Origin of the sequence: Bradyrhizobium sp. BWA-3-5, from assembly GCF_032917985.1 — a bacterium.
Lineage (GTDB): Bacteria > Pseudomonadota > Alphaproteobacteria > Rhizobiales > Xanthobacteraceae > Bradyrhizobium.
Genome location: NZ_CP136626.1, coordinates 5637048 through 5649280, shown reverse-complemented (window position 1 = coordinate 5649280; position 12233 = coordinate 5637048). Strand labels below are relative to the sequence as shown.

Below are 12233 nucleotides of genomic sequence, written 5' to 3'. Positions count from 1 at the left end.
GGAGCCTTGGCGCCGCCTAACAACAATCCAAACGCCGCCTTTCGCGATGCCGTATTCGCCCGGATAGTGCTCCTGGTTATTAGCCGTATAATACCGGTCATTCATCAAAATTTATGTTTGCGTTCGCCCGGCTGTCTCAAACTGGCAGTCGGGCTTTCGCACCGCATCATCCGGTGACGTGTTTCTCTGCGCTCGTCATTGGAAGCGTCGTTTTCCTGATCGAAATAATATTTTATCCTGCGGGGTTTGGATTTGAACTTCGATCAGCCTAGTCGGCTTCGCACGGACGCGGAATTAACGAAATCTTAGCGCTAACCATGCCGATCATCTGTTCTTGTGAACACCGTGGGAGGGGGCTTCCCCTTGCTTAAAGACGGCACTTATGCGGCGTGGTTTACGATGCCGTTCGGCCAAGACACCGGCATCGCCCACGTCGCAGACGGCAAAATCTGGGGCCGTGATAGCGTCATGACCTACAGCGGCTCTTGCGAAGTCGATGGAGCTCATTTTACCGCGAGTGTCACAACAAAACGGCATACTGACGGGCAGCCAACGGTCTTCGGCAACGATCAAGAACTAGAGAGCTAAAGCTTGTGGGAACATGCGCCGGGAAGATTGCCACTTGCGTTGGCGCGGCGGAGCAGGTTCCAGGAGTGCTCCTTAAGGGAACGCTCATTTTCAGCGAACAACAGCCGCCTGCGCCGCCCGTGGCTCGCGCTGCGATAGTTGATCAGCGGTAGCGCTCCGGCAATTCGGGAGTTTATCAGGATCAAACTTTAGCATCGGCTACCTGTCGTTCTCCGGCAACCAGGACAAGGTGCCGGTGATCCATCCGGTCATCGACTACAACAATGTCTTCAATCACCGGATCCTCGGCGGCGAGGTCAGCTACAAGACGAACTTCACCAGCCTGTCGCGCACGACGGCGGCCTTCGACCCGATCACGACGCTGGCCAATACCAACGGCCTCTGCCTGACCGCGTCGGCCGATCCGCTGGCCCGCATCCCCTCGCAGTGCCTGCTGCGCGGCATGCCCGGCACCTATACGCGGCTCACCGCCGAAGCGCAGTGGCGGCGCTCGTACACCGATCCGATCGGCCAAATCTGGACGTCGTTTGCGATTCTGCGCGCCGATGCGATCGACGCCTCGATCTCGGACCAGCCCGGCGTTTCGAACTTCCTGCCCGTCGGCGACACCCAGGCGCTCCGCCTGATGCCGACGGTCGGGCTCGGATATCGCTACCCCTTCATCAACGTTCAGCCGTGGGGCACCACGACAATCGAGCCGATCGCGCAGATCATCCTGCGCCCCAACGAGACCTTCGCCGGCCGCCTGCCGAACGAAGACGCGCAGAGCATGGTGTTCGACGCCAGCAACCTATTCGCAGTCGACAAGTTCTCCGGCTACGACCGTGTCGAAGGCGGCGGCCGCGCCAATGTCGGCGTGCAGGCGACCACCCAGTTCGATCGCGGCGGCAGCGTCAACGTGCTGTTCGGCCAGTCCTACCAGCTGTTCGGCCTGAACTCGTTCGCGGTGGCGGACGCGACCAATACCGCGCTGAATTCCGGCCTGCAGAACACCCGCTCCGACTATGTCGCGCGCGTCAATTACTCGCCGAACCGCACCTATACGTTCAGCGTGCGCTCGCGCGTCGATGAGGCGACGTTGAACGTCAATCGCTTCGAAGCCGAGGGACGCGCTTCGTTCGACCGCTGGTCGGTCAGCATGATGTACGGCAATTACGCCGCCCAGCCGGAACTCGGCTATTTGACCCGGCGCGAAGGCCTGCTCGGCACCGCATCGATCAAGCTGGCGTCGAACTGGGTGGTGTCGGGCGAAGCGCGCTGGGATCTTGAAGCCAACAAGCTGAACCAGTACATCATCGGCGCTGGGTATGTAGACGATTGCTTCGTGCTGGCAGCCAACTACGTCACGTCCTACACATATTCGGCCGGGACGACGCCGCCGGTGCTCAATCACGCCTTCATGCTGCAGATCGGCCTGCGGACGATTGGCAGCTATTCGAGCGCTATTCCGTTGAAATAGACTTTCTCTCTCTCTCTGCAGATGCGTCGCTGTTCGGAATGGAATGTGATCCCGCGAGAAAGTCTGCGGACTCCTAGTTCCTGAGCATGAATGGTTTTATATTTTGGATCTCAGCACCTTTTTTCGGCAGACCGGAGGCGAGCTAGTCGGCCGTTCTTTAATCGCGGGCACGGTGTCAACCCCGATAGACAAAAATGATCCGCTGCCGGGTTCATGGTTCTTTCCGCGGTCGTCTCTATGCAGGAGCGCCGCATGGTGGCGTTCAAGAGGCGCGGCATCTCGATGTGAAGAGCGCGGTGCGCGTAACGCCCGCGGGGACGACTTCGAGATTGCCAACGCCTTCGTCCCGGCAGGGACGCATGTTCCGCCGAGGGCGGATCTGGAGTTGTTTAAGACTGGTTCATGCGGTGCGCATCTCTGCCTGGAACTCGGTGCCATCGGTCCAGATGGCATGGAGCATGACAGCCATTTTGCGTGCGACGGCAACCTTCGCCTTTTTGGCGCCGATGCGTTTGGCCAGCTTGCTGCCCCAGCGCTTGAGCGCAGAACCTCGTCTGACAACGGTCAGCAGGACGTTCGCGGCTTCGAACAAATAAGTTCGAACCTGATGGTCGCCGCGTTTGGAGATGCGGCCCGTGCGATCGATCTCACCGGATTGATGACGTCTTGGTGTTAGGCCGAGATAGGCGCCAACGTCGGCGGAATGTCTAAAGCGAGTGGGATCATCGATGGTAACGACGAAGGAGAGGGCAGTCAGGGGACCGATACCAGGAACGGTCATCATTCGCCGAACAGTCTGGTCGCCCTTTGCCACTGCCAGGAGTTGTCGATCATATTTTTCGATTTGCTCGGTCAAACAGGACTGGGCAAGGAGCAGCGGCGCGAAAATATCTTGCAAATCCGGTGCTTCAGCGAGCACGGCGTCGACTTTGCGAGCCAGGTTGGTCGAACCGGCCTTGCCGAGCACTATTCCGAGCCCCTTACACAGACCGCGCATCTGGTTGTCGAGATCTCGCCGCAAATTCACCAACTTGGTTCGAGCCGCCAACATCGAACGGGTTTTCCAGCTCTCCGCCCCCTTCACGGCAGCTTCCCGGTACCATCCCATGCGCGCCATTTCGGCCAATCCCTTGGCATCGTTCTGGTCCGATTTGTTGATGCGCATCGATAACGCTGCGTTGGCATGACGCGCATCAAGGCAGATGACGGGAAAGCCTAGCGCCCTGAGCTGGTGCCAAAGCCAATTGGATAGCGAGCCCGTTTCAAAAACGATCCGCTCAGCATTGCCGGCATGCCGCCGCAAGAGCTTAGCGATGGCCTCCGGATCGGTAGGGGCGTTACCTTCGAATGTCACGCCGCCGTTCTCGTCCAAGACGCAACTGCTGGTCTCTTCCATAGAGATGTCCAAACCAACGTACTGCTTCATAGAGCTGCTCCCTTTCGCTATTCCGCGGAGGCAGATCCTATCCAACATCGTGTCTTCGAGAAGCCGTCAGCCGCGATTACGCCATGTGAAGAACTTCCCAAGTCATTGAGTGGGAGTCGATTTTTTGAGCAGAGCGAGGTTTGAGATTGCAGCCTTCTGGGTCTGAAGGCCCGAAAGCTAGCAGTTTCATTTTCAGGATTGAACGAAGCCGCTGGCGCGGCATGTAAGGAGGCCATAGCCGGGATTGCCTCCTATCTGAGAGGATTGCGGGTTTTCGAAGATTTAGACAGGAGGTTTTCCGATGGCTGAGATCAGCCCACTTCGCCGCCGTATGATCAAGGCATGACGGCCCGCAATCTGTCACAGTCGACGCAGCAATCCTACCTCAACGCCGTAGTGAAGTTGAGACAATATTTCGGTCGTTCCCCTGACCGCTTCGAGGTGGAGGATATCCGTGCCTTCCAGGTTCATCTGGTGCGACGGGGATGCCCTGGCCGGCGCTGAACCAGATCGTCTGTGCCCTGCGGTTCTTCTACGGTGTGACGCTTGGTCCTGACACCGTTCCGGAGCGCATCGCCTATGCGCGTAAACCGCGCAAACTGCCGGTGCTGAGTGCCGACGACGTCGTGCGCTTCCTAGAAGCAGTCAGGCTGCGGGCGAGTTAACATTGGCGGCGGCCTCGGGGTGACGTGTGGCCAACCATCGAGCACGTGTCAGAGTTTCTCCGAATAGTCCACCATCTTCGCAGCGGGCGCGCCGACTTGACGCGGAAATCGACCTGGCGATCTCGATTTTGACAAGTGCGACCGCACGATTGCGTGATGGTCTCTAACATCGAACCGCACGAGATGCGAAAGGTTGAAAATAGACGGATTCGGCTGTCTGTTCGATGACACGTTTGTTCGATGCCCGACAGGTCTGGCTAGTGGCCGACAATCACTTGTTAATGTAGTAATGCGCGAAGTATGCGGCAACATCGCTCTGCGACCGACCAGCTGAAAGCAGAGTTCAACAGCTTTCAAGCGGCACATCATTTGCAGGACTATCTTGGGCATGGACACCCCGATGCCCCAACCAGCCCTGGTTGTAGCCCGACGCATTTCTGATCCCCCAGAACGTGCGTCGGGCTTTGTCCTGCTGTTTTGCCAGCTAACAGATTCATGGATCGAATCGCACTAGACGTTCAAGTCAGTGTGTCGCGCGCCAAGGAAAACTGCTCTCGCGGCGCCATGAGGAATTGTCCCCTCCTTGGATAGCCGAGGAGAGAGCGAATGAACCAGGACGAATCACGGAAAGCTCGTCGTGGAGCGATCCACGGGGGCAGGTGATGAAGACGCCGGATGACGGGGCGGACATGTTGCGCCTGAGGGCGTGCGGGTGGGGTCTGAAGCGGATGGCGCGCCAGCTCGGCTGCAGTCATCACACGGTAAAGGACTACGTGGCGGCGGGCGGGGTGAAGCCGTTCAAGTCGCCTGAGCGGGCGAAGCGGCTCGACGGCCTTGAAGGCTGGCTGCGCGAGAAGTTCATTCGGCATCGCGGCAATACGGATGTGGTGCGCCCAGGTCCTGCTGGCCGAGCAAGGAGTGGCAATCAGCCGGCGAACGCTGCAACGCGCCGTGCAGCCCTATCGCCGAGCGCTGAAGGCCGAGCGGGCGAGCGCCCCTTCGGCGCTCACGCGCCCGAAACGTGCAGCGAGGCGCTGGCGACGACGCGGTTCGAGACGCCCCCCGGGGGCGGCAGCTGCAGATCGACGCCGGGGAGCGTCTGGTCGAGATTGGCGGGGTGATGGTCAAAGCATTCCCGTTAGTGGCGACGCTCGGGCATTCGCGACGGCTGCATGTGCGTGTGTTTTCCGGCCGAAAAGCAAGAGCGTGGTTCGCTGGGCTCGAGAGCGCATTCACGACCTTCGGCGGCGTCCGGAGGAAGTGCTGATGGACAATCCACGCACTCGTGGTGCGTCGCGACGCGGTGAGCCGGTCGGTGCAGTTTAACGACAAGCTGATCGCGTTCGCGAAGCATTGGGGCCTCCGTCCTCGCGCCTGCGCGCCGTATCGGGCACGCACGAAGGGCAAGACGGAGAATGGCGTCGGCTATGTGAAGAAGAACGCGATCGCGGGACATTCCTTCGCGAACTGGCAGGCATTCGACGCGCATCTCGCCGAGTGGGCGCGTGAGGAAAACGTGTTTTAGGATGAAGAGGAATGCGTGATGCAGCTGCATCCGCCTTATTCGCAATACGTGAATAACAGCCGGTATTGCCTCCATCTCTGGAAACCGACTAATCAACACCTTCCGACGCCGCCGGCAAGCTTCGTAGGCGTCGTTGGGCTTGGACCATCCGAAGCGGCGATGTTGTTTGCACGGATCAAAGCGCTATCACGACGGACCGGATCAGATAACCGCGTGGTCGCACAACTCCGAGCGGCCGCGGAAACGATCTGTTCCACTTCGCTGAGCACCTCTTTAGCTAAAGCTTGTGACTTACTCATTGCTGTTCAAGCACAAGGTGAGTTGCGCCGTCGGCTTGACGACATGAAAACGAAGATCGGCGTCGTGCGGATAGGGATTCGCACCTATATTGCCGCGCGGCCGGCTTTCTGTTCGAATTTACCGCCAGCAACAGCCTGTGCTTCCTAGCGTCGGAAGATCTGATGGAGGCTTCCTCGAATGTTTGTCCATGACGTCCTCGAAATCAGGCCATGATATAGTTTCGATCTGCATTCCGAACCAGCCAACAAACCGCTTTATAAAGCGGAGCGCCTGAGTCGGAGGAAATAGAAGTACGGTCGTGAGATGAACAGTGTGCATGCCGGATGACCATGCGCGCCGACGAGATCTTCGGGTGTGGGTGGCTCGTCAGGAGAGTCGAGACGCGTCGCAAGTGTCTACGCTACATCGGCGCGCAAATTGCGAAAGCGGATGGGGGCGTACATGCTCTCACGGCCGGTGCGTCGCTCCGCTTTGCCTTGAGTTATCCAGCCATGCTCTTTCCTTAACAGCTGGGCAGTCTGAAATCGCGCAAGTCATGGCCAAGCCGGTCGACACGCATAGAAAAGACTAGCCGGTCCTGCAGCCGCTGTGCTTTGCTGTTTCTACCATCGGGGCGTCTGGACGCGGCGCGTAGCGGGCGGGCAATCACCGAAAGGCGGCGCTCGCCCGGCTTCGATCCATCGAATGGATGCGTTCTATCAAAACAATCGATTTCACCAATTAATGAGAATGGTGATAACCAAGCCTCAGTCGGGAGAAATTGAATCCAGGGACGAAGGCCGATGGAAATACTGCGGTCACATAAGGAAAACCGGCCAAAATCTATTCGGTGGCTGGTGCGAGAGCGTTTTGAACGCACGCGGGAGTCTGCCTCTTGTTAAACATACATGAGCACATCATTTCGCTTATTCAAAAGCCAGATCCTGTTATCTTGGACATCGGCTGCAATGACGGAGCCGACAGCCAACGTTTTCTGTTCCTGTGTCCAAAGGCGCAGCTCTATTGCTTTGAACCGGACCCTCGAGCGGCTGCGCGCTTCAAGAAGAACATGAATGTTGGCCCCGAAAAGGTCAAGCTATTCGAGTTCGCGGTTAGTGACCGAAACGGCAGGATCGAATTCCACCCAAGCAATGGAGATGGAGAGGCGAAAGCATGGGACCTCTCTGGCTCGATACGCCGACCCAAAAACCATCTCACCGAATATGACTGGGTTCGGTTCGACCGCCCCATTTCAGTTGAAACTCGAAGGCTGGATGATTGGTGCAGCGAAGCGAAGCTGAACCAGATCGATTTGATCTGGATGGATGTGCAGGGAGCCGAGGCAGATGTCATCGCTGGTGGCAGACAGACCTTGAGCAATACGCGCTTCATCTACACGGAATACAGCGACAAAGAGCTCTACGAGGGTCAGCTCTCCCTAGAAGCTATTCTTGATCTTTTACCTTCATTCGAATTGGTGAACATATATCCCCGCGAAGTGGAGGGTGACGTATTGCTTAGGAACACGACCCTTTAGAACAAGCCATGCCGGCTGCCGCAGGTTTCCCCATCCGCTATTGGAGAATCCATAACCGCCTGATTGAGGACGATCGCGTAGAGCAGGCATTGAAGAAGCCGAGAGAGGCTCGCAAAGCTCTGGTTGTCCTTGCAATCCCGCAGGAAAGCGTCCTGCGAGGTCGAGCAGAGGAATTGGTCGCACGTAAAGGACTGATTCAACTAGGTGAGCTTAAGCGGCCGCCGCATCGCTCGCGTTCAAAAGCGATCAGCAGATCGCGGTTTGATCTCGCAGCGCATGATCGGCCGAGAGGTGACGGAGATGAAGTGATGACGCTCGCCACTCCTGGTTCGCTGGATCGCCGCGCGACGATAAAGGCGCTGCTCGCCGACCGCGGTGATTTGCTTGTTGTGAGCGGTCTCGGCTCTCACGGCTGCCGTTATTTCTTTTAACCGGATGAGCACTGTGGGGCGGCCGCTCGCATTATCCAACCATAAGGGCGTGGAGCCATGAGCCAGGATATCAAACAATTGCCTACGGTCTGTTTTCTCCTCGGCCTTCCTCGGTCGGGGACGACGCTGCTGGCGCATTTGCTCCAGCAGCATCCAGATATTGCGGCGCCGCCTGAGCCCTGGCTGATGCTGGCACTTGAGGCATTTGGCAGAGTGGACCACCGTCATCCAGCGGGGGCGCCACTGATTCATCTTGCAACCTCCGAATTCTTGGGCCGAATAGATCGTAATATCGCAAGCCGCGCTTTTGCCGATGCGGCTTACGGCCAGTATTTGGCGGCTGCGGGCAAGCGTACCTTCGTAGACAAGACCCCACGCAATTGGTTGGTACTCGAGTTTTTGGATTCCCTGTATCCAGAAGCGCCACGAATCCTTCTAATGCGTAATCCTTACGCTATTGCTGCATCGTTGAAATCGACGTGGGGTATTTCGCTTCTGTCGGCAGGCCGCCCGTCCGACATAGCTGCTTGTCTCGCCGGCCTTGTGCTGGACCAGCCTGTGCCCGGCATCGCATCTTCTCTCGCCGATATCGTTCTGGGCCTGCCTACGCTTGCCGCGCATCGCGGTCGTCGTCAGACGCAAGTCGTGCAATACGAAGTCCTGGTGGCGCGCCCCGACGAGGAAATTCGGCGCGTGATCGCTGGCCTCGGCTATGGGTCCACGGCCATCGCATCGGCAACGGTGGAGCAAGCGGACTATCTCCGCTCCAGTACTTTTGGGGATCGAAAGATCCTAGAGAAAAAGACAATCGATGAGCGCTCAGTCCAAGCGTGGCAATCCGAACTCAGCATCGAAGAGATGCAAGTAGTGACCGATCTAGTCGGGGCCGACCTGTTGAAGGAGCTGGGGTATGAGCAGGACCTTCGGTACGCACAGCAAGCCGGTGTCGTGGATAAGGGCCGGGAGGTGACTGAAGGGTATCGGCAGTTATTTAGCACCTGCAAGGATTTGCTGGGCGGCAGGGGAGGAGCATTGTTCGGCATCTCCGCTCAACCGAGCGAGCTGAACAGCATTGTTCGGCAGCTGGAGAGCAGTCCCCGTTGGCTGCCGACCCCTCCATAATTCAGGAGGCGCAACATCTAGCCGAGCCCAAGAGGGAAGAGAATTTGCGGCTGGCGAATTCGACTATGGCGCAGTTGCAGCAGGCGTTCACGGCGCGGTCATAGCAAGACGTGCGAGACCGATGTCTACCCGCGGCTCGCGCCAACGAGAGATTAGGTTACGGCGCCGGCGACGCGGTGCTTCTAGCCGCCGGCGCACCGCTACCTACCTTGAGGGCTGCCTCATGCGCTGTGCAGGCGAGATTATCGAAGCGGCGACTTTGTCCTGTCGGGAACGACCCAGATGCTCAAGATGAACGCACAAGGCGCCACTAAACCAAACATGCTTCCGCGGCATCTACGGCGGCTGGAGGCTGAGTCCATCGAGATCATGCGCGACGTCGTTGCCGAATTTAGCAAGCCAGTAATGCTCTATTCGGTCGGCAAGGATTCGAGCGTCATGCTGCACCTTGCGCTGAAGGCCTTCTATCCGGCAAAGGTCCCGTTCCCACTGTTGCATGTCGATACCACCTGGAAGTTTCGCGAGATGATCAGCTTCCGCGACGAGACGGCCAAGCGGCTCGGCATCAACCTGATCGTGCATATAAATCAGGATGGGATCGAGCGCGGCATTAACCCGATCGATTCCGGATCGACGCTGCACACGCAGGTGATGAAGACCGATGCGCTCAAGCAGGCCCTCGACCGCTACGGCTTTGATGCGGCGTTCGGGGGCGCTCGGCCTGATGAGGAAAAGAGCCGGGGGCCAAGGAGCGCATCTTCTCCTTCCGTTCGCCCGGACATGTCTGGGACCCGCGCAGCAGAGGCCGGAGCTGTGGAATCTCTTCAACACCTGGATCCGGAACGGCGAGACGATGCGCGTGTTTGCCATGTCGAATTGGACGGAACTCGACGTCTGGGAATACATCATGCTGGAGAAAATTCCGGTCGTTCCGCTTTATTTCGCGAAAAAGCGGCCGGTCGTCCAGCGCAACGGCACGCTGATTATGGTCGATGACGAGCGCCTCCGCTTGGCTCCGAACGAGACCCCCGAGCTCAAGATGATACGTTTCCGCACGCTTGGTTGCTATCCGCTGAGCGGTGCCATCGAATCTGACGCTGCCACCATCGAAGACATCGTCGCGGAAATGCAGATTGCGAAGATGTCCGAGCGGGAAGGGCGGTTGATCGATACCGATGAAGCGGCGTCGATGGAGAAAAAGAAGCGTGAAGGCTATTTTTGAATGGATACTGATGCATTTGGACGTTCTACCTCCACCGACAGCAAGGATCAGCTGCGCTTCATCACCTGCGGCTCCGTCGACGATGGAAAGTCGACGCTGATCGGCCGCCTTCTGCTCGACAGCAAGAAGATTTATGAGGATCAGCTGCAGGCGCTTGCGCGCGACAGCGTCAAGCACGGCACAACCGGAGATGTTATCGACTTTGCCCTGCTGGTCGACGGACTTGAGGCCGAACGCGAACAGGGAATCACCATCGATGTCGCCTATCGCTTCTTCACCACGCCGCGGCGATCGTTCATGGTGGCCGATACGCCCGGCCACGAACAATATACGCGCAACATGGCGACCGGCGCGTCCAGTGCCCAGCTGGCGGTCATCCTGATCGATGCGCGCAAGGTCGTTCTGGTGCAGACCAAGCGCCACTCCTTCATTTGCTCGCTCTTGGGCATCCGACACGTGGTCGTAGCCGTGAACAAGATCGATCTGGTCGATTACCGCAAGGAGGTGTTTGATCGCATCGTGGGCGACTATGTCGCATTCGCTTCCAAGCTCGGGTTCACGTCGATCGCGGCTATCCCCATCTCGGCACGATACGGCGAAAACATCATCAACCGGTCCGGCAATACTGATTGGTATCGCGGCTCTTGCCTCTTGGAGTATCTCGAAGGCATCGAAATGCAGTCCGAGACGGCTGGCCGGCCCTTCCGTTTCCCGGTGCAATGGGTGAACCGGCCGAACTTGGATTTCCGCGGCTACGCTGGAACCGTCATCTCCGGCAGCATTGCGGTTGGCGATGAAGTCATCGTTGCGGCATCGTGTCGCAATTCGCGCGTCAAGCAGATCGTGACGTATGATGGCGAACTTGCGCGTGCCGAAGCCGGCGATGCGGTAACCATTACGCTGGCTGACGAGATCGACGTCGGCCGCGGCGATATCCTCGTCAAGCCCACGGAACGACCCGAGGTCGCTGATCAGTTTGCCGCCCACGTGATCTGGATGGATCAGGAGGCCGTGGTTCCGGGCCGGTCCTATGCCTTTCGGATCGGCGCGCAATCGATCGCTTCCGGCAGCATCACTGCGATCAAATACAAGATCGATGTCAACACCGGCGAGCACCTAGCAGCCCGAACTTTGAGCCTCAATGAAATCGGCTTCTGCAATATTGCAATCGCGCTGCCGGCAGCCTTTGATGCCTATGAGGCGAACCGGCGCACCGGTTCCTTCATCGTGATCGATCGCTACGCCAACCGGACCGTCGGCGCTGGAATGATTGTCTTCGCCTTAGGGCGCGCCACCAACGTAGGCTCGCAACCGCTCTCGCTCGGCAAGAAGGAGCGCGCCGCTCTCAAGCACCAAAGACCCTGCATCATCTGGTTCACCGGACTTTCCGGCGCAGGCAAGTCGACCATCGCCAACCTCGTCGACCAGAGGCTGTTTGCGATGTCGCATCACACCATGCTCCTGGACGGCGACAATCTCAGGCACGGTCTCAATCGAGACCTTGGCTTTACCGAAGCCGATCGGGTGGAGAACATCCGCCGCGCGGGCGAGGTCGCCAAACTGATGGTCGACAGCGGCCTGATCGTGATCTGCTCCTTCATTTCTCCCTACAAGGCCGAGCGGGACATGGTACGCGATTTCGTTAGCGACGGCGAATTCATCGAGGTCTTTGTCGATACGCCGATCGACGAATGCGTGCGGCGCGATCCGAAGGGCCTCTACTACAAGGCGAAATCAGGCAAGATCAAGAATTTCACTGGCATCGATGCGCCATACGAACCACCGAGCTCGCCGGAGGTCCATCTGAAGACGCCGGACCAGCAGCCGGAGCAGTTGGCTGATACGGTGCTAAATTGCTTGATCACACGAGGGATCATCGCGCCGACTAATCGGGCAGAGAATTAGCTGGTTCAGCTGCCGGAGTCGTTTGCTGTTTGATCGACCTTCTCAGCCACAGTCAAACCATCGGCACCACCACC

8 protein-coding genes and 3 pseudogenes are annotated in these 12233 nt (G+C 58.3%); 10 read left to right on the top strand and 1 reads right to left on the bottom strand.

What is annotated here, in order from left to right; all coding sequences use genetic code 11:
- Positions 1-363: 363 nt before the first annotated feature.
- Both RX331_RS27220 and RX331_RS27215 read left to right on the top strand, forming a co-directional pair.
- Positions 364-588: a hypothetical protein gene (locus tag RX331_RS27220; protein WP_317252713.1), complete on the top strand. Its 225-nt coding sequence runs from the start codon at positions 364-366 to the stop codon at positions 586-588.
- Between the two features lie 199 nt (positions 589-787).
- Positions 788-2047, top strand: a pseudogene (locus RX331_RS27215) (LPS-assembly protein LptD); the annotation flags it as partial.
- Positions 2048-2447: 400 nt separating this feature from the next.
- Here the strand turns inward: RX331_RS27215 and RX331_RS27210 are convergent.
- Entirely contained in the window at positions 2448-3473 is a 1026-nt protein-coding gene (locus RX331_RS27210) for an IS110 family transposase (protein ID WP_317252712.1), read from the bottom strand.
- 301 nt (positions 3474-3774) lie between these two features.
- Between RX331_RS27210 and RX331_RS27205 the strand changes: the two are divergent.
- The 8 genes and pseudogenes from RX331_RS27205 to cysN all read left to right on the top strand — a co-directional run.
- Positions 3775-4120: pseudogene (locus RX331_RS27205) on the top strand (phage integrase N-terminal SAM-like domain-containing protein); the annotation flags it as partial.
- A 1303-nt stretch (positions 4121-5423) separates the two neighbouring features.
- Complete coding sequence (locus RX331_RS27200; protein ID WP_317252711.1) at positions 5424-5663, top strand: hypothetical protein; 240 nt, start codon at positions 5424-5426, stop codon at positions 5661-5663.
- 18 nt (positions 5664-5681) lie between these two features.
- Complete coding sequence (locus RX331_RS27195) at positions 5682-6110, top strand: hypothetical protein (RefSeq protein WP_317252710.1); 429 nt, start codon at positions 5682-5684, stop codon at positions 6108-6110.
- Positions 6111-6837: 727 nt separating this feature from the next.
- Positions 6838-7479 (top strand): FkbM family methyltransferase, encoded by a 642-nt coding sequence (locus RX331_RS27190; RefSeq protein ID WP_317252709.1) that lies wholly within the window; start codon positions 6838-6840, stop codon positions 7477-7479.
- An 8-nt stretch (positions 7480-7487) separates the two neighbouring features.
- A complete protein-coding gene (locus RX331_RS27185; protein ID WP_317252708.1) occupies positions 7488-7910 on the top strand; it encodes a hypothetical protein in 423 nt (140 codons plus the stop codon).
- A 57-nt stretch (positions 7911-7967) separates the two neighbouring features.
- Complete coding sequence (locus tag RX331_RS27180) at positions 7968-9032, top strand: sulfotransferase (RefSeq protein ID WP_317252707.1); 1065 nt, start codon at positions 7968-7970, stop codon at positions 9030-9032.
- Between the two features lie 321 nt (positions 9033-9353).
- Positions 9354-10254 (top strand): annotated as a pseudogene (gene cysD, locus RX331_RS27175) (sulfate adenylyltransferase subunit CysD).
- Complete coding sequence (gene cysN, locus RX331_RS27170; RefSeq protein ID WP_317252706.1) at positions 10255-12159, top strand: sulfate adenylyltransferase subunit CysN; 1905 nt, start codon at positions 10255-10257, stop codon at positions 12157-12159. It begins immediately after the preceding pseudogene.
- Positions 12160-12233 lie beyond the last annotated feature (74 nt).